The organism is Microbispora sp. NPDC004025, from assembly GCF_053604425.1.
Genome location: NZ_JBSGHN010000007.1, coordinates 64,956 through 83,122 on the forward strand (window position 1 = coordinate 64,956; position 18,167 = coordinate 83,122).

General features: G+C 70.4%; 15 protein-coding genes and 1 tRNA gene. 5 read left to right on the forward strand and 11 right to left on the reverse strand.

Going from position 1 to position 18,167, the window contains the following annotated elements:
* Positions 1 to 221: 221 nt before the first annotated feature.
* From ACWEQG_RS19475 to ACWEQG_RS19485, 3 genes are all read right to left on the reverse strand, one after another.
* Positions 222 to 668: an HAD family hydrolase gene (locus tag ACWEQG_RS19475; protein WP_452286432.1), complete on the reverse strand. Its 447-nt coding sequence runs from the start codon at positions 666 to 668 to the stop codon at positions 222 to 224.
* A gap of 113 nt (positions 669 to 781) precedes the next feature.
* Positions 782 to 1,390, reverse strand: coding sequence for a hypothetical protein (locus ACWEQG_RS19480; RefSeq protein ID WP_452286434.1), 609 nt, complete (start codon positions 1,388 to 1,390; stop codon positions 782 to 784).
* Between the two features lie 209 nt (positions 1,391 to 1,599).
* Positions 1,600 to 2,136 (reverse strand): RICIN domain-containing protein, encoded by a 537-nt coding sequence (locus ACWEQG_RS19485; RefSeq protein WP_452286436.1) that lies wholly within the window; start codon positions 2,134 to 2,136, stop codon positions 1,600 to 1,602.
* A 238-nt stretch (positions 2,137 to 2,374) separates the two neighbouring features.
* Here ACWEQG_RS19485 and ACWEQG_RS19490 point away from each other — a divergent pair, with 238 nt between their 5' ends.
* Positions 2,375 to 2,815, forward strand: coding sequence for a site-specific integrase (locus ACWEQG_RS19490; RefSeq protein WP_452286438.1), 441 nt, complete (start codon positions 2,375 to 2,377; stop codon positions 2,813 to 2,815).
* Positions 2,816 to 3,002: 187 nt separating this feature from the next.
* Here ACWEQG_RS19490 and ACWEQG_RS19495 read toward each other — a convergent pair.
* Positions 3,003 to 3,079, reverse strand: a tRNA-Thr gene (locus ACWEQG_RS19495).
* 424 nt (positions 3,080 to 3,503) lie between these two features.
* Between ACWEQG_RS19495 and ACWEQG_RS19500 the strand changes: the two genes are divergently transcribed.
* Positions 3,504 to 5,033, forward strand: a complete 1,530-nt coding sequence (locus ACWEQG_RS19500) for an alpha/beta hydrolase (RefSeq protein ID WP_452286440.1) — start codon at positions 3,504 to 3,506, stop codon at positions 5,031 to 5,033.
* Between the two features lie 6 nt (positions 5,034 to 5,039).
* On the opposite strand, the gene ACWEQG_RS19505 is transcribed toward ACWEQG_RS19500, so the two are convergent.
* The gene (locus ACWEQG_RS19505) at positions 5,040 to 5,984 is read right to left on the reverse strand and encodes a Gfo/Idh/MocA family protein (RefSeq protein ID WP_452286442.1); all 945 of its coding nucleotides are present in this window, start codon (positions 5,982 to 5,984) and stop codon (positions 5,040 to 5,042) included.
* Between the two features lie 244 nt (positions 5,985 to 6,228).
* Between ACWEQG_RS19505 and ACWEQG_RS19510 the strand changes: the two genes are divergently transcribed.
* Both ACWEQG_RS19510 and ACWEQG_RS19515 read left to right on the forward strand, forming a co-directional pair.
* The gene (locus ACWEQG_RS19510) at positions 6,229 to 6,384 is read left to right on the forward strand and encodes a hypothetical protein (RefSeq protein ID WP_452286444.1); all 156 of its coding nucleotides are present in this window, start codon (positions 6,229 to 6,231) and stop codon (positions 6,382 to 6,384) included.
* A gap of 291 nt (positions 6,385 to 6,675) precedes the next feature.
* Entirely contained in the window at positions 6,676 to 8,466 is a 1,791-nt protein-coding gene (locus ACWEQG_RS19515; RefSeq protein ID WP_452286446.1) for a family 43 glycosylhydrolase, read from the forward strand.
* A 324-nt stretch (positions 8,467 to 8,790) separates the two neighbouring features.
* Here ACWEQG_RS19515 and ACWEQG_RS19520 read toward each other — a convergent pair whose 3' ends face one another.
* The 6 genes from ACWEQG_RS19520 to ACWEQG_RS19545 form a co-directional block, all read right to left on the reverse strand.
* Complete coding sequence (locus tag ACWEQG_RS19520) at positions 8,791 to 9,642, reverse strand: PSP1 domain-containing protein (protein WP_452286785.1); 852 nt, start codon at positions 9,640 to 9,642, stop codon at positions 8,791 to 8,793.
* Between the two features lie 139 nt (positions 9,643 to 9,781).
* Positions 9,782 to 11,380, reverse strand: a complete 1,599-nt coding sequence (locus ACWEQG_RS19525; protein WP_452286447.1) for a hypothetical protein — start codon at positions 11,378 to 11,380, stop codon at positions 9,782 to 9,784.
* Positions 11,377 to 11,889 carry a SigE family RNA polymerase sigma factor gene (locus ACWEQG_RS19530; RefSeq protein ID WP_452286449.1) on the reverse strand — a complete coding sequence of 171 codons (513 nt, stop codon included), beginning with the start codon at positions 11,887 to 11,889 and terminating at the stop codon, positions 11,377 to 11,379. Before ACWEQG_RS19530 ends, ACWEQG_RS19525 begins: the two co-directional genes overlap by 4 nt.
* Positions 11,890 to 11,974: 85 nt before the next feature.
* Positions 11,975 to 13,153 (reverse strand): DNA polymerase III subunit delta', encoded by a 1,179-nt coding sequence (locus tag ACWEQG_RS19535; protein ID WP_452286451.1) that lies wholly within the window; start codon positions 13,151 to 13,153, stop codon positions 11,975 to 11,977.
* Positions 13,154 to 13,157: 4 nt separating this feature from the next.
* Complete coding sequence (gene tmk / locus ACWEQG_RS19540; protein WP_452286453.1) at positions 13,158 to 15,227, reverse strand: dTMP kinase; 2,070 nt, start codon at positions 15,225 to 15,227, stop codon at positions 13,158 to 13,160.
* Positions 15,228 to 15,377: 150 nt separating this feature from the next.
* Positions 15,378 to 16,679 (reverse strand): metallophosphoesterase, encoded by a 1,302-nt coding sequence (locus ACWEQG_RS19545; protein WP_452286455.1) that lies wholly within the window; start codon positions 16,677 to 16,679, stop codon positions 15,378 to 15,380.
* A gap of 284 nt (positions 16,680 to 16,963) precedes the next feature.
* Here ACWEQG_RS19545 and ACWEQG_RS19550 point away from each other — a divergent pair, with 284 nt between their 5' ends.
* Positions 16,964 to 18,124, forward strand: coding sequence for a cellulose binding domain-containing protein (locus ACWEQG_RS19550; RefSeq protein WP_452286457.1), 1,161 nt, complete (start codon positions 16,964 to 16,966; stop codon positions 18,122 to 18,124).
* Positions 18,125 to 18,167: the final 43 nt, after the last annotated feature.

Here is an 18,167-nt window from a genome sequence, read left to right on the forward strand (position 1 = left end):
AGGCCCTCCCGGGTGGTCCGGGAGGGCCTTTAAGGTGGAGCCGCCTAAGGGAATCGAACCCTTGACCCCTTCATTACGAGGGAAAGGCAGGTCCCTGGTGGATGACTTGCCGTCCTGCTCGGGCGGTAGGTGCGGACCGGTGCAGTGTGATCGTGCACGGGGACGTTGCTGTACGGCGCTGCTGTACAGCAATCACCATGAGCTGTGGCGGAACCCGTCTGTCAGGCCTCGCTGTGCAGGATCTCCATCGCCTGGAGCACGCCGGTGACGACATGGTCTGCGTCGTGTTCCTGATCCGGCCGTTTCCCCCGGTCGACCCAGATCGTACGGAGGCCGGCGGCCCGTCCCCCGCCGATGTCCTTGACTGGATGGTCGCCGACCATCCATCCCTCACCGGCCAGGCTCATACCGCACCGTCGGGCGGCGATCTCGAACAGACCGGCATCCGGTGATCCGGCACGAGTAGCTGGCCGAGCCCGTTCTCGGTACGGCTTGCTCACCGTAGAGATCCACGAACAGTCAGCCAGGACTAGCTTGTGATCTTGCCTAGCACGTACCCAAGCGCCAAGAAGAGCAGACCTCCGATGATCTGAATTGCCCAATCGTCCCGTGTTCGCCGCCAAAAAGGACGGACGCTCACTGCTGTAGACGTTCTCCAGGAGCACCACGGGGGCCTCAGATCCATAGCGCCTCGGATCAGGGCTGACGCTGCTGTTGTTAGGACCGTGTCTTGTTTGGCGGTTGATCGTTTGATCGGGCGTGCCGACGTTCGTGGATCGGGTTAGAGTCCGCCGCGTTTGGAGGGGAAGGCGGTCAGTCGTGCCACGACGGTGTCGGGGTCCTCCGGGTTGACCAGGTCGACTGGCTTGGCCAGCTGGAAGCTGTCGCCCCTGGTTGGGTACTGGGTGAGTTTCGCGGTGAGGATCATGGGGTCCTTGGTGGTCAGCGTGACCGGCTCGCTGTCTGGCTGCGTGATGGTGGCGCAGAAGGGCAGGACGTCTCGTTCCTCATACCGTGGCGGGAATTTCTGCGTGAGCCGCAAGGTGCTGGCCGCTTCGACATCGATGTCGCACTGCTCGAAGACGACTGAGGTGTCGGAGTCGACTTCGCCAGCGACCCGGAACCCGACGGTGCGCATCCGCACGCTGTTGATCGGGTCGTCGGGGTTGGGCTCGACGCGCTGTTTGATGCCGCCTTTGAAGTCGAGGGTGTAGGTGGTGTTGTGAAACTTCAGCGTGCTGTTGATCGCGAGCATCGAAGAGGGGATCTCCGCGCCGATGGGCGGCAGCCCTGTTTGGGCCGTCGCAGGTGGTGCGGCGGCCATTGCGGTCGCTGCGGCGGACAGGGAAACGACGCCAGCGGCGAGAGCCTGGCGTAGGGGGGCGAGCATCAGATTCCTCCATGTGGTTGTGATGGGGGTGCGGTTGCTTGAGCCGGGGGTCGGTTGTCGGCACGGCTCGGGTGGCCAGAGCGACGCCGTCCCCGGCGGTGCGGGGCGGCTGGGGGGCGGCGTCGTGCCCGGAGAGCGGGTGCTAACACTCATCGACGCCGACCGAGTAACGCCGGCCGGGTGTCAGTGCGCTGTCACGCTTTCGGCGGTCAGGCGAGCCGCCATTCCATGTAGGGCTCGTTGAAGCAGGTCCACTGGTCGACCTTGGCTCCGTCGGCCGTGCCGGCGCCGTAGACCTCCAGGCACTTGCCGCTGTGACGGTTGACGATGTTGAAGTAGCCGTTGGGCTTCTGGTCCAGGCGCCATTCCATATAGGGCTGGTTGGCGTGGCAGGTCCACTGGTCGACTTTGGCTCCGTCAGCCGTGCCGGCGCCGTAGACCTCCAGGCATTTGCCGCTGTGGACGGCCCTTATGGTGTAGTAACCGCCGCTGGTCGCTATGAGCTGCCAGTCCATGTAGGTCCCGGTGTTGCAGGTCCACTGGTCGACCTTGTCTCCGTCGCCCGTCTTGGCGCCGTAGACCTCCAGGCACTTGCCGCTGTGGCGGGCGACCAGGTTGGCGATGAACTTCGCCTGGAGCCGGGTTTCCCCGTCGGCGCTGGCAGCGGTGGCCGGCGCGAGGGTGAGCGAGCTGGTGAGCAGACAGGCGGCCACCGCCAGCGTCCGACGGGTCAGCGTGAGTGCCATGGAGCCTCCTGAACTCGTGTAGTTGCAGTGAGCCCATATCTACCACTGATGATTACTTACTGTGACGACACTTTTTACTCTCAGTAGTCGTCGCTGCGTGCGAGAGGCTGCACCTCTGTCACGGGCGGAGTAAGACGTCGTTCTCATTTGGCGAATCGGCGGTAGCAAATGAGGTCGGCAGCGATGGCGACGAAGGAGGCGAAGTCGTCGGCCTGGCGTTCGTAGCGGCGGTGTAAACGTGGTGGCGTTGACCACGTTGCCCAGCGCGAGCAAGAGCAGCAAGAAGCGGAAGCACGACACGTGGAGCGTCGACGAGGCGCGCCGGTTCCTCGAACACCTTCGGACCGTGGAAGAGCCGCTCTACGCCGCATTCGTGCTGACGCTAGTGCTCGGCCTTCGACGAGGGGAGGTCCTCGGCTTGACCTGGGATTGCGTCGACCTGGCCGGCCAAGAACTGTGGGTCTCCCATCAGCTCAGTCGCGTACGCGGCGAACTACTTCACCGGGACACCCGGCACACTTGCGCCTCATTCCTGGCTGCGCTCGACGTTCACCCCCGCGTGGCGATGCGTATCCTCCGCCACTCCCAGATCTCCGTCACCATGAACGTCTACACCCAGGTTCCTTCACCCGAGACCCGCAAGGCGCTCGACCGACTCAACCGGAATCTCGACACCTGAAGGTCTCTTTCCGACGCCCAGGAAGGCTATTCGCTCGCCCTCCTGGGCGCATCACGATGGCCGCCTCCAGCGCCTGGAGAAGCGAACGCTGGAGGCTGCACGCAGATCATCACCTTGCCTGCATGCGAAGCCGTTGCTGTACGGAAACGAAAAGGCCCTCCCGAAAGATCCGGGAGGGCCTCTGAGCTGGAGCCGCCTAAGGGAATCGAACCCTTGACCCCTTCATTACGAGTGAAGTGCTCTGGCCGACTGAGCTAAGGCGGCACGCCGCGAACGGCTTCGCACAGTCTACAGGGTCATCGTGGTTCTCGTGCACCCGTCACCACCGGAGCGGCGCGCCCCTCGGCGAGCGGTCCGGAGCCGGGCAGGCTCCATGGAGACCGGTAAAACTTCCCCGGCCGTCCGGCGGCCCTCCCTTTACCGTACGGCCAGCGGAAACGGGGCGTACCAGACGCATCTGTCACAGGAAAAGCGCCCTGTCCCGCCTGACGGCGCCGACGAGCCGCCAGACAATTGACCTCATCCTTCGCCACCGTGGCCGGTACGTCACCGCCCGTCCTCCGCAGGCGGCATGCTGGTCTTCGTCACGCAGGCGACGGCAGGGGAAACGACGGGTATGCGATCGGCCGGGCAGAAAGCGAAGCTCACACCGTCTCGTACGCGGTACGGCGGCGGTCCGAGCCGGCGAATGGCGATCGCGGCGCTGGCCGCGCTGCTGCCGTTCACGGCATGCTCCACCCACACGCCGGCCACCTCCGATCAGCCCAGCACGGGCGCGCAGGCGCAGCCGCCGGTCGAGGCCCCCACGGCGGAGCTGCGGCCGTTCTACGCCCAGCGGCCCGCCTGGCGCGACTGCGGCGACGGCTTCCAGTGCGCGAAGATCCAGGTGCCCCTCGACTACGAGAAGCCCACCGGCGAGCGCATCGACCTCAGCGTGATCCGCCTGCCGGCCACCGGCAAGCGCGCCGGCTCCCTGCTCATCAACCCCGGCGGGCCCGGAGGCTCGGGCATCCAGTACGCGCGGGCGGCCCAATCCGTGGTCAGCGACAGGGTGCGCGCCCAGTACGACGTCGTGGGGTTCGACCCCCGCGGCGTGGGCGAGTCGACCCCCGTCACGTGCATGACCGCCTCCCAGCTCGACACCTACATCGGGATGGACTCGAGCCCGGACACGCCGGCCGAGGTCACGGCGCTCGACAAGGCGTCCAAGGAGTTCGCCGACAACTGCGGCGCCAAGGCGGCCCGTCTGCTCCCCCACGTCGGCACGGCCGACGCGGCCAGGGACATGGACGTCCTGCGCGGCGTCCTCGGCGACCACGGTCTCACCTATCTGGGCAAGTCGTACGGCACCTTCCTCGGCGCGATGTACGCCGACCTGTTCCCCAAGCGGGTGCGGGCGCTCGTGCTCGACGGCGCGGTCGACCCGGCGGTGCCGTCGCTGAAGTCCAACGAGGTGCAGGCCAAGGGCTTCGAGGTGGCGCTGCGGGCCTTCGTCGAAGACTGCCTTGCCAGCCGTTCCTGCCCGTTCAAGAGCCGTACGGTGGACGGCGCGTTGCAGGAGATCAGCGACCTGCTGGTGAAGGCCGACCGGCAGCCGCTGAAGAACGACCTCGGCGACGGCCGGAAGGTCAACGAGGCGTGGACGGTGATCGGCATCGCCACCCCGCTGTACGAGCGGGCGGCCTGGCCCCGGCTGCGGGAGGCCCTCGGCAAGGCGATCAACCAGGGCGACGGGACGGACCTGCTCCAGATGGCCGACCTGCTGGTCGACCGGCGGCCCAACGGCTCGTACTCGAACCAGACCGAGGCCAACATGGCCGTCAACTGCGTGGACCACCCCTACCCGAAGGCGCTGAACGCGTACCGGCGGGCCGCGGGTGAGGCCGCCAAGGCGGCGCCGCACTTCGGGCAGTTCGTGATGTGGGGTTCGCTGCCCTGCGCCTACTGGCCCGCGAAGTCCGTCGGCGCCGACAAGCCGCTCAAGGCCGAAGGCGCGCCGCCGATCCTCGTGGTCGGCACCCTGCGCGACCCCGCCACGCCGTACGAGTGGGCGCAGGGGCTCGCCAAGGAGCTGACCTCGGGCGTGCTCCTGGGGTACGACGGCGACGGGCACACGGCCTACCGCAGCGGCTCCGCCTGTGTGGACAGCGCGGTCGACGACTACCTGCTCGCTCTGCGCTCGCCCAAGAACGGCACGGTCTGCCCGAAGACGGGCTGAGCCCTCTCAGGGCCTCGAATGGTGCAGCTCGGTGATCTTCGCGGTCGTGTCGAAGCCGAGCACGGGGTCGGGGGCGCCGGACAGCAGGCTCTCGTACAGCGGCCGGTGCCGCGCCGTCTTCCTGGGCGTGCGGCCGTCGTGGCCGTACGCCGCGAGCAGGGTGCCCGCCCGCGCGGCGAAGCCGGTGTTCGCGGTGTGGTCGATGACCACCTCGACGTCGGTCTCGCCGAGGGTGAGCGTCGTCCCCTTGCTGCTCTCGCCGGTGAGCCAGCTCGATCGGAGCGAGGCGAGACCGGTCCTGCCGCGGGAGCGGAACTCGCACGTGGCCCAGGCGCTCGCGCCGCCGTCCATCTCGCGGAGTGAGGTCAGCGCGGTCGGCTCGGCGAAGCGGGCCAGCATGCTGAGCTGGTTCACCCCCGAGTCCGTCCAGCTCGACACGTAGGACGCGAAGGCCTGCTCGCCCCGCAGGACGTACGGGTCGTAGAAGGCCGAGGTGATCCGGGTGATCGGGCCCCACTCGGGATGCCCGGCGATCTGCTCCGCCGCCCAGCGGACCTCGGGCGCGAACGCGAAGTGGTGCGCGGTGAACACCCGGCCGCGTACGTCGGTCTCCTCGTCCAGTTCGCGGAGCCGGGCGAGCGCGGCGAGGTCGTGCACGAGCGGCTTCTCCACCAGCACCGTCGCCGACGACAGCGTCAGCGCCCGCACCGTCAGGTCCACATGGGTCGGCGTCGGCGTGGCGATCACGAGCAGGTCCGGCTGGTGGGCGTCCAGCGCCTCGGCGAGATCGCGGTAGTGCGCCGCGGTGGTCTCGCGGAACGCGGGCGGCTCGGTGACCCCGGGGTCGACGGTGAACTCCAGGACGACCTCGGGCCGCTGCTCGAGCACCGCGAAGTGGCTGCGAGAGGTGATCCCGAGCCCGACGAACCCGACCCTGACCTGATCACCCATGAAGGCCGTCCTCCTCGCTCGACGCGCTCAACCGTACAGGTGAGTACAGAACCATCCTCAACTCCTTTTTCGGGCGGGCCGCCTGTCCGTGTCCCTACAATGCGGGCGGCATGGAAGATCCTTACCGTCGCCGCTCACGCGGGCCGACCCTTTCTGTGATCATGGTCACGGCCCTGCGTTGTCCGGATGCGGCGTGCTGGGCGGCCCTACGGCGGCCGACTCCGCCGACCCTTCGGCAACCTCGGTGAACGTATCGCCGGCGTCCTGGGCGACGTTCAACGTCAAGCCGGGCACGGCCAACCGCGGCTTCTTCTACGTGCCCGCGCCGCCGCCTGGCGTCCACAGCGCGACCTTCGACGCCGGCCTCTTCGGCGAAATCGACGACGTGGCCGTACGTTAACTCCCTCAAGAGGTGAAAGTTTCACATCCCTGCGGGGCTCGGCGGCTCGCTCGGCGAAGCTCCGGAGCCAGCTCAGCGCCGTTGCGCGGATCGGAGCCCGCCAGGCCCGCAGGGCCCGCTCCAGGTCCGCGACCTTGACCGTCCCTCATGCCTGAGGTTGGCTCCGCCGCATGACCACGGTCGCCTACCGTGAATTGTTAGCGCTCACATTCACAGGTTGCGTTAACGCTCACATGAGGGTCTCGACGGCCCGGCGCGCACGGTGAGCGACCACCACCTCAGGAGGCGCATGTGAGATACGCGTTTTCACTGTCCAGGCGCACCGCGACCTGGATCGTGGGCCTGCTGTGCATGCTGGCGTTACTCCCGGCCACCGCGGCCAGGGCGGACAACCCGATAATCCAGACCATCTACACCGCCGACCCGGCGCCTCTCGTCCACAACGGCCGGGTCTACCTCTACACCGGCCACGACGAGGACGGCTCGACGTGGTTCACGATGAACGAATGGCGGGTCTGGTCGTCGGCCGACATGGTGAACTGGACCGACCACGGCTCGCCGCTGAGCGTCGCCAGCTTCAGCTGGGCGAAATCCGACGCGTGGGCGGGCCAGACCATCTACCGGAACGGCAAGTTCTACTGGTACGTCCCCACGACCAGCCGGGCGTCCGGCAGGATGGCCATCGGCGTGGCCGTCTCCGACAGCCCCACCGGCCCCTTCAAGGACGCCCTCGGACGCCCGCTGGTGGAGAACGGCGAGATCGACCCCACCGTCTTCATCGACGACAACGGGCAGGCCTACCTCTACTGGGGCAACCCGAACCTGTGGTACGTCAAGCTGAACGCCGACATGATCTCCTACTCCGGCAGCCCTACGAAGATCAACCTCACCACCGCCGGGTTCGGCACCCGCACCGGTGACGCCAGCCGCCCGACCCTGTACGAAGAGGGACCCTGGGTCTACAAGCGGGGCAACCTGTACTACAACGTGTTCGCCGCGAAGTGCTGCTCGGAATTCATCGCCTACTCCACGGCCACCAGCCCCACCGGGCCGTGGACCTACCGGGGCACGGTCATGCCCACGCAGGGCGGCAGCTTCACCAACCACCCGGGGATCGTCGACTTCAACGGCGGTTCGTACTTCTTCTACCACAACGGCGCGCTGCCGGGCGGCGGCGGTTTCACCCGCTCGGTGGCGGTGGAGAAGTTCAGCTACAACGCCGACGGCACGATCCCGACGATCACCATGACCACGACCGGGGCGCCCCAGGTCGGCACGCTGAACCCGTACGTCCGGCAGGAGGCCGAGACCATCGCCTGGGAGTCCGGCGTCGAGACCGAGCCGTCCAACGAGGGCGGCATGAACGTCGGGTTCATCGACAACGGCGACTACATCAAGGTCAAGGGCGTCGCCTTCGGCACCGGCGCCAGGTCCTTCAGCGCGCGGGTCGCCTCGGGCTCCGCCGGCGGCAAGATCGAGGTGCGGCGGGACGGCGTCAGCGGCACGCTGATGGGGACGTGCGACGTCCCGGGCACCGGCGGCTGGCAGACCTGGACGACCGTCTCCTGCCCGGTCACCGGCGCGACCGGCACCCACGACCTGTATCTCAGGTTCACCGGCGGGAGCGGCTACCTGATGAACGTGAACTGGTGGCAGTTCAGCGGCAGCGGGCCGACGTCCTCGCCTTCGCCGACACCCCCGGTCTCGCCCTCCCCCACGCCGCCGACTTCGCCGTCGCCGACACCCCCGGCTTCACCGTCGCCCAGCCCGGCCCAGTCGCCGGCCGGCGGCGCCTGCAGCGCGACCTACCGCACCACCAACTCGTGGGGCGGCGGCTTCCAGGGCGAGGTCACGGTCACGGCCGGCGGTTCGCCGATCAACGGCTGGACCGTCAAGTGGAACCTCAGCAACGGCCAGAGCATCAGCCAGGTCTGGAACGGCACGCTGAGCACCAGCGGCTCGGCCGTGTCGGTGAAGAACGTCTCGTACAACGGCTCGCTGGGGGCCTCCGCCTCGACGACCTTCGGTTTCACCGCAGGTGGCACGCCGTCGACGCCGTCCCTCACCTGCACGAGCCCGTGAGCACGACGGACGAGTCCGTGAGCACGACAGCGGGAGGCCGCTGAAGGACGGACGAGGTGGCGAACCCACGGCACCCGGGCGCGCGCCGGGCGCGCACGGGGCTGTGGGTTCGCCGCCGCCAGACACCGCCGCTTCGCCGCGCCGTCAGACACCGTGGGCTCGCCGCCGTCAGACACCGTGGGCTCGCCGCCGTCAGACACCGTGGGCTCGCCGCCGTCAGACACCGTGGGCTCGCCGCCGTCAGGCACCGTGGGCTCGGCCGTCAGACACTGTGGGCTCGCCGCCGGCGGCCGGGCCGCCCCGGCCATGCCGCGACGGCGCTCGTCAGCTCTCGGATGTGCCCTCGGCCACCGGCTGCGCTTCGCCGTACATGGAGTCGTGGGCCTTGCGGGGCGCGCAGACGCTGGCCTTGGAACACGCGCAGCGGCGGCCGCCCTCGTTGAGGCGGACGATGACGGAGTCGGACGGCACGTTGTGACCCACAACCGTGCCCGGGCCTTGTGGGGTGTCCACTGCGAGGCCCGCGCGCGGCGCCGACGCCCGGAACTCCTGATAGAGCGGGTGCTCGTACTTCAGGCAGCACATGAGTCGGCCGCAGGCGCCCGCGATCCTGAGCGGGTTGACCGGAAGGTCCTGGTCCTTGGCCATCCGCACGGAGACCGGCTCGAAGTCCTTGAGGAACGTCGCGCAGCACAGGTCGCGGCCGCAGGGGCCGATGCCGCCCTGGAGCCTGGCCTCGTCGCGCGGGCCGATCTGCCGCAGCTCGACCCGGGCCCGCAGGTTGCGGGCCAGGTCACGCACGAGCGCGCGGAAGTCGACCCGGTGGGGCGCGGAGAAGTACACGGTGTAGACGTTGTCGGCGTCCAGGTAGTCGACGCCGACGACCTTCATCGGCAGCTCGTGGCGCTTGATCAGGCGCTTGGACACGCTCCTGGCCTCCGCCCTGCGGCGACGGTTGGCCTCGTCCCTGGTCAGGTGCTCCTCGCCCGCGATGCCCTGGCAGACGGGCAGGCCCTCGACGTCCTCGCTCACGTACTGCGGCGCCCACACGCACTCGGCGACCTCCGGGCCCGAGTCGGTGGGCACGAGGACCTTGTCGCCCACCTTGGGCGAGTGACCACCGGGATCGAGGTAGTAGAGCCGTCCATAGCGGGTGAAGCTCACCGCCATCATCATGCCCAAGCGCCGGCCCTCCTCGATCCTGTACGGCTAACGCGTCCGAACCCACCATACGTGTCGTACGGCGCGGGCAATCATGGCCTGTGGACAAACCTCCGGCGGGGCCGGGAGACCCGGCCCCGCCGAAGTGGTGTGCCTACCAGGCCGCTTTGCCGACGGGCGCGCCCTTCGGGGGAATGCCGTAGGAGTGCAGCGTCCGGTAGCCGGACGGGGTGATCTCGCCCAGCTCACCGGGTCTGGAGACCAGGAAGTTCCGGCCGGTGCCGTCCACGTCGAGCATCCCGGTCGGAATCACCCCTCTGCCGACGCGGGCATGGAGAACCTCGATCTGACGCCCTTCGAGGTCGTACGCCACGATGTCGTCGACGTCGTCCTTTATCGCGTCCTCCCCGGCCGTGCTCAGCTTGAGGGTCGTCTGCGCGGCGATCACTCGCGACCCGTCGGGTGTGATCGTGACCCCGAGAATCAGGGCCGGGGGCGTCCCTGTCGTAGGAGTCAGCCTGATCACACGGGCGTCGTCGAGAGTGCCGGCGACGCCGGTGTCGAGCAGCATCGGATCCTGCGGACCCGAGCAGGCCCAAACGACCTTCGCATCCGGAGTGGCCTCCGGAGAGCCACTGGGCTCCGCGCCCGTCGACCGCGCCCTGCATCCCCATCCGTCCGGCGGGGACCCGGGGAGATCGGACGCCGGGACGGCGACATCGGCCCCGGGGTCGTCCGGCGCGGAGGGCGCCGCCGACGCACCGGCCTCGCCGGGCACTCCCGAGTCCGGCGCGGGGGGCGCACCGGTTTCGGTCCAGGCCGGCTCTCCCGCCTCGCGGCCCGCGGTCACACCCGCCTCGGTCCCGGCGGGCGTCGCCGCGGGGCCGGCGGATGCCGGCTCGGAAGTCACACTCGTCTCCGCACCCTGCGCGGACGTTGTCGTGTCGACCGGTGAAGGCTCCGCGCCCGAGCCCGGGGGCTCCGACTTGGCGGGCCGGGGTACTTCCGAGACCCCGAAAACCGTTCCCATGGCCCTGGTGAGGAGCACGCGGCGTCCGTCCTCGGTCAGGGAGAGATCCCGGATGCTCGCCGGACGCGTCGACGTCCACGTACGGCTGCCGCCGGTCGCGGTGTCGGTGACGACGAGGGACACGCGCGGCTGCCCCGGCTCGCAGGAGAACAGCCCGTACGCGAGCGTCGCGCCGTCGCCGCTCACCGCGAGCGCGGTGATCTCGGTGCCTGCCGGCGGCGCGTACGGAAGCTCGCCTCGTGAGGCGACCCTCCCCTCCCCGTCCAGGGTGAACTGGTACAGCCGCGAGCGGCAGCCGTCCGAGACGGTGGCCGCGTAGAAGACCCGGTTGTCGCGCGTCGCCTGGACCACGGAGAATCCCTCGTCCGTCGCGGGCCGCGGCACGACGTCGGTGCTGTGCCCGTCGGCGACGCTCCTGATCGTGATGTCGCCGGGGTCGCCGATGTGGGCGAGGAAGGCGGGGTCGGCGGCCGGGCCGACGGCGATGCCGGCGGCCGTGTCGCCGGTCCCGCCACCGTGGCGCGCGAGGGCCGCGCCGCCCGCGACCGCGAGCGTCACGGCGGCCGCCGCCGCGACCGGCATCAGCCACGTCCTGCCCCGTCCAGTGCCCACGCGCGTACGGCGGCGGACCGGGGCGGTCTCCGGGACGAACGGCGGGACGGCGTCGACCGTCTCCCCCACCGCGTGGGCGGCGTCCTGCAACCGGCGGATGACGTCGTTCATCGGGTCTCTCCCAGGAGGCGGCCGAGCGCGTCGAGCGCCCGGGAGGTGGTGGACTTGACGGTGCCCCGGCTGATCTTCATGACGCGCGCCGTCTCCTCTTCGGACAGCTCGGCGTAGTAGCGCAGGACCAGGGCCTCCCGCTGGCGCCGGGGCAGGCGGTGGAGGGCCTCCATGACCTCCCGCCGCTCCGCGCCGAGGATCGCGGCCGACTCGGCCGACCAGACGGGCGGGTCGTACGTGCCGGCGAACCAGGACGGCAGCCTCCGCCTGCGCAGCACGCTGCGGGCGTTGTTGAGCACACAGGCGCGCAGATAGACGAGCGCCTTGTCCCGGTCACGCAGGCCGCCGAAGCGCCGGTGCAGACCGAGGAACGCCTCCTGCACCACGTCTTCGGCGCTCTCCCGGTCGCCGACCATGATCAGGGCGAGCCGGGTGAGGCCGAGGGCGTGCTCGGCGTAGAGACCACTGATCGTGTCGTCGGCGCCCGCCGACAGAGGCGGGACGCTCACGGGCCCCCCGGGTTGCTGATCGAGATCGAGCGTTTCGGCCTTCATGTACCAGAGACGCCGTACGCCCGCCGGGGTTGCCTGCGTCCTACGCGGGAGAGCGGAGGGCGAGGGTCATGGCCTCGACCGCGATCTGCGGGTTCACGTTGGCCGCCAGCCGCTCCCGGCACTTCATGATCGCGTCCGTACGGCGGAGCGTCTGCTCGGGAGTGGACGCGCGGGCGAGGGTCTCCACCTCGTGCCTGCGGTCCTCGTTCGCCAGCTCGACCGGGGCCCCGAACTGCACGGCCAGCACGTCGCGGTAGAACGCCACGAGTTCGAGCAGCGCGAGGTCGAGGGAGTCGCGCTTGATGCGGGTGGCCCGGGACTTCTGCATGGTCTCGAGCTCCTTGAGCGCTCCCGCGCCGCCCCGTACGAGGCCCTTGTTGAGCCCCTTGCCCGAGGAGCCCTCACCGTAGACCTTGCGCAGCTCGGCGGTCTCGGTCTCGTTCAGCGCGGTCGTGGCCGCGTCGGCGTCCTCGGTGGAGGTCTTCACCAGCCGCTCGGCGGCGGTGATGCACTCCGCCACGCCGGTCAGCGACCGAGGGATCGACAGCACGTCGTCGCGGCGGCGCCGCACCTCCTCGTCCAGTGCGAGCCGCCGCGCCCTGCCGATGTCCCCCTGGGCCGCCCGCGCGGCGTCGAGCGCCACGTCGTGGGGCACTCCGTCGCGGGTCACCAGCACGTTCGCGACCGCCTCGGTGGAGGGCGTGCGCAGCGTCACGACCCGGCAGCGCGAGCGGATCGTGATGATCATGTCGTCCGGGGAGGGCGCGCACAGCAGCCACACGGTCCGCGGCGGCGGCTCCTCGATGGCCTTCAGCAACGCGTTCGCCGCCGCCTCCGTCACCCGGTCGGCGTCCTCGAACAGCACGATCCGCCACCGGCCGAGCGTGGGCGCCCCCGCCGCCTTGAGCACGAGTTCGCGCGTCTGCCGCACGCTGTACGACAGCCCCTCGGGCCGCACGAACGTGACGTCCGGGTGCGAGCCGACCTCGACCTGGTGGCAGGCGTCGCAGTGGCCGCAGCCCCGCTGACCGCAGAGCAGCGACGCCGCGAACGCCTTGGCGGCCGTGGACCGCCCCGACCCCGGCGGCCCGGTGAACAGCCAGGCGTGGGTCATGCCCGCGCCGCGCCCCCCGGCGACGACCTCCGCGGCGGCCGAGGCCGCCTGCCCCAGGACGTCGATCGCCCGGTCCTGCCCGATCAGATCCCCGAAAACACTCATGCCGCTATCCGAAGTCCCGGATGGCGGGCATCGTGCCGGTGGCCTCCTCGGCCTCCTGCGGCACCGGGTCGGGCAGGATCTCCCGCACCCGATCCTGGATCAGGCGCGTCACCTCGCGCTGGTCGAGCGTGCCGTCCACCACGAGATACCGGTCGGGATCGGCCGCCGCCAGCGCCCGGAACTCCCGCCGCACCCGCTCGTGGAACTCCAGCGGCTCGGCCTCGATGCGGTCGGCCGGCGAGGCCATGCGCCGCAGCCCGACCGCGGGCGGCACGTCGATGAGCACGGTGAGGTCGGGGACGAGCCCGCCCGTCGCCCACCTGTTGATCCTCGCGACGTCCTCCTTGTCGAGCGACCGTCCGGCGCCCTGGTAGGCCAGCGACGAGTCCACGTACCTGTCGCAGACCACCGTCGAGCCCCGCTGCAGCGCCGGCCTGATGACCTTCTCCACGTGCTCGGCCCGGTCCGCCGCGTACAGCATCGCCTCGGCCCGCGGGGACAGGCCCTGGTGCGCGGCGTCGAGCAGGATCGCCCGTAACCGCATGCCGACCTTGGTCGAGCCCGGCTCGCGGGTCTGCACGACGTCGAAGCCCTGGTCGCGCAGCCAGATCGCGAGCAGCCGCGACTGGGTGGTCTTGCCCGAGCCCTCGCCGCCCTCGAAGGCGATGAACAGCCCGCGCTCGGGGTTCGTCTCCTCCTCCTGGACGAACCGCCGCCCGCGCAGGGCGTTCAGCAGGTCGACCCCGATGGGGACCTCGGGACGGTCGTCCATGTGCCGCAGCGCGACCACCCCGACGGCGATCGCGAGCAGCGCGCCGAGGAGCAGCACGAGGTTGGTGCCGTCGAAGCGGTAGCTGAGCCCGGCTATCCGGACGACGTGCGCGCCGAACAGCGCAGCGAGGGTGGAGGCCAGCGCCACGACCAGCAGCAGCACCACCCGGGCCAGTGACTGCAGGAAGGAGAACGTACGGCCGCGCAGCCCGTCCTCCACCTCCAGGCCGATCACCGTGTAGCCGATGATCCAGGCGATGCCGGCGCAGGCGCCCAGCACCACGGTCAGCACGACGACGACCACGAGGTTCTGGATGAGCGAGACGGCGGCCAGCGTCAGCCCCGCGAGCACGATCGACAGCCCGAACAGCCGCCGCCTGGACAGCCCCTTCAGCAGCCGCAGGCCGAAGAACATGCCGAACGCCATGCCGAGGAAGACGGCGCAGAACACCGCGCCGTACCCCGCGTCGCCGCCGCCCATGGCCTGCACGTACGCCTTGGCCACACCGACGACCGCGCCGCCGGCGGCGAAGGCGCCGAGCATGCCGATGATCAGGCCGCGCACGATCCGGTCGCCGCCGGCGAACCGCCAGCCCTCGGTGATCTGCCGGAACACCGACGGCGCGGCCACGTGCCTGACGTGGTTCTTCGGGATGGCCCGCAGCGTGAAGACCATCGCGGCGGAGGCCAGGTAGGCCAGCGCGTTGGCGTACAGCGCCACGCTGGTGGCCGCGACGGTGAACGACGGGACGGCCGCCGAGATCGTCGTCACCACAGCGGACACGATCGCGAACAGCGCCGCGGCCACGGGGGCCGTGCCGTACGTGACGAGAAGGTTGAGCTGGTTGGCCTCCTCGAGCCGCTCCTTGGGCACGAGGTTGGGCACGGTGGCGTCCTTGGCGGGCACCCAGAAGAGGTTCACGCACTCGACCAGGAACGTCGCGACGATCACCCACTGGTAGACGCCGACCAGCGGGATCGACAGCACCACCGCGAACCTCGCGAGGTCGGCGACGACCATCGTCAGCCTGCGGTCGAACCGGTCGGCCACCGCTCCCGCGAGCGGGCCGAGCAGGATCGCGGGCAGCATCTTGGCGACGAAGACGCCGCCGATGGCGAGGCTCTGCGCCTGGAAGCCGGATCCGGCGGTGAGGTTACCGGCCAGGGCGGTCAGCGCGATGATGTTGAGCCAGTCACCGAGGCTGCACGTCGCCATCGCCGTCCACAGCCTGCGGAACGGCGCGTTCGCCAGCACGTGCGGCTGCTTGCGTCGCGCGGCGGCGGCACGGCCAGGGATGCTCATGATGTCAGCGTATCCAGGTGCTCGCTGGGCTTGGGAGACGGACGAACGGGCCACGGAGGCCTGCTCGTCGCCTGAGGGTATTACGTCCGCCTCGTCCTCGCTGTCGAGATGGCGCCAATGTTCTGCCGATTCCCGTGTTCCGGGGAGCGGTCAGGCCCGCAACTCGACGAGGGTGATCTCGGGTGGCGCGCCGACCCGTACCGGCGGCCCCCAGAAGCCCGCGCCCCGCGTGACGTAGACCTGGGTGTCGCCGCCGCCCGCGCGCGGCACGCTCGCCAGCCCCGCCACCACGGGCTGCTGCAGCGTCACCAGCAGGTTGAACGGCGCCATCTGACCGCCGTGGGTGTGCCCGGACAGCTGGAGGTCGACGCCGTGGGCGGCGGCCTGCGTCACCTGGACGGGCTGGTGGGCCAGGAGCACGACGGGCCGGTTCGCGTCGCGGCCCCCGAGAGCCCTGTCGAAGTCCGGGCCGTCGCCCGACGGCGCGCCGTTCAGGTCGTTGACCCCCGCCAGGTCGAGCACGGCTCCCGCGTGCCGGATCTCGACTCGCTCGTTGCGCAGCGGCCGGACGCCCAGCGAGCGCAGCTCCTCGATCCATTCCAGGGGGCCGCCCGCGGTGTAGTACTCGTGGTTGCCGGTCACGAAATACGCGCCATAACGGGATTCGAGGGATCGCAGGGGCGTGGCGAGACGGCCCAGTTCGGCGACCGTGCCGTCCACCAGGTCACCCACGATCGTCACGGCGTCGGCCTCCAGGCCGTTGATCATCCGGACGATCCGCTCGGTGTGGCCCCGGCCGGTCAGCGGGCCGAGGTGGATGTCGCTGACGACCGCGATGCGCAGGCCGCTCATCCGGGGGTCGAGCCGGGGCAGGCGGACCGGCACCCGCTCGATCACCGGGTCGCCGAGAGCGCGGGTCACGCCGTAGCCCACGGTCGCGAGCGCACCCGCGGCCACGACCGCGGAGGCCGTGCGGGAGATGAACAGCCGGCGGTCGATCGCCGGCGCACCCGTGCCGGCCCCTTCCGCCGCCTGCCCGCCGGTCGCGGCCGTGCCGGGCGCGGGGGTGCCTCCCCCGGCCGCCGCACCCGCGAGGACCACCTCGTCCACCGGCGCCGCCTCCCCCTCGGCCCGCTCGCCCGCAGCCACGGCCGTCGTACGGCGGCGCCTGGACACGAGGAACGTCGCGACCGCCCGGGGCACCTCCATGACCAGCCCGAACACGAACAGGTAGAACATCATGGCGAGCCACAGGTAGCCGGGCCAGGCCACGACGCGCTCGACGTCCATGCCGAAGGACCGGCTGCCGACGAAGGTCACCACCATCAGGGCCGCCAAGGCCACGAGCACCCACGTCAGCACCCGGCGCGAGCGCGATCCCGGCGTCGTCGACGCCCTGACCAGCCGCCGCCACAGGTAGAGGTGCACGACGACCACGGCTGTCAGGATCATGCCCACGAACCCCACGAGAACTCCCCTCGACCGGCTGGCGATCACGGCCCGGCCGACGACGATGCTACGAGCTCACACCGGCAGCCGCGTTCCCCGGGTGTGACGGCCGGGTGCGACGGCGAGAATCAGCGCCCGCTGAAATTTTCACCGTCGAGTCGGCCTCATGCCGTGCCACCACCGGTGATCTTTGCCCACCCCGGAGAACGGGCGGACGATCGCGACGCAAGCGTTCTGGAGACGATGCCTCCGGCAGATCTCCGGGGGCGGACGACACGAGGTGACACATGAGAAGTCCCCGGCATTTGGCGTGGATGGCCGCGGGAGGGGTGGCCGTCGCGGCGATCGCGCTCCACGGCACGCCCGCTGCGGCGGCGGACGCCACGCCCTCCCCCACCCCGCGAACCAGCGTGAGCCCGTCGCCGAACAGCGATCCGGCCGTGCCGACCACGCCGAACGTGCGGCTGTGCCCGCCGCCGGTGCCGGCCGGCACCACTGTGGGATACGTCGGCCTGTGCTGGAGCGCGTCCACCGACGACGTCGGCGTCACCGGTTACGAGGTCTACCGGCTCACGGCCGACGGCTTCGTCAAGGCGACGTCGACCACCGGCACCACCGTCGTCATGGGCGGCCTGGCGTACGGCCGGACCTATACCTTCTACGTCGTGGCCAAGGACGCCGACGGCCACACCAGCCCGCCGACGGCGCTGATCAACGCGCAGGCGGTGACCGGCATGGTGGTCAGCCCGAGCCCGGTCACCGGGGACACCACCTCGCCCAGCAAACCCACCGGGCTGCACGACGGCTGCGTGTACGACTTCCCCGGCACGGGGTTCTGCTGGTCGGCGTCGACCGACAACGTCGGCGTCACCGGTTACGTCGTCTTCCGCCTGACCGCGACCGGCTGGGTGCGGGCCGGCGCCACGTCCTCCCCCTACTTCCTGGAGGGCAACCTGGTGACGGGCCACAAGTACACCTACGTGGTGGTCGCCAGGGACGCAGCCGGCAACCTCAGCCTGCCGTCCGACCCGATCACCACTGTGGCCCAGCAGGGGTTCCCCACGTACAGCCCGTCGCCGAGCCCCCCAGTGAGCCCCTCGCCGAGCCCTTCGGTGACTCCCGCCGCCACCTGCGAGGTCGGCTACACCCAGTCGACGTGGAGCACGGGTCTCACGGCCGACCTGGTGATCACGAACACGGGCACCACGCCGATTTCGGGCTGGACGCTGCGGTTCGCCTTCCCGTCCGCGGGCGAGCGCGTCGTCCAGGGCTGGTCGGCCGACTGGAGCCAGGCGGCGGGGAACACGGTCACGGCCGCCAACCTGCCCTGGAACGCCACCCTCGCACCCGGCGCGTCCGCGCGCATCGGCTTCAACGCCTCCCACACCGGCGTCTCCGCCCCGCCGAGCGCTTTCACGCTGAACGGCACGACCTGCACCACAGCCTGATCTGCGCGAGCGCGGACGGCGCCCGGGTGGCGGCGGTCGGCCG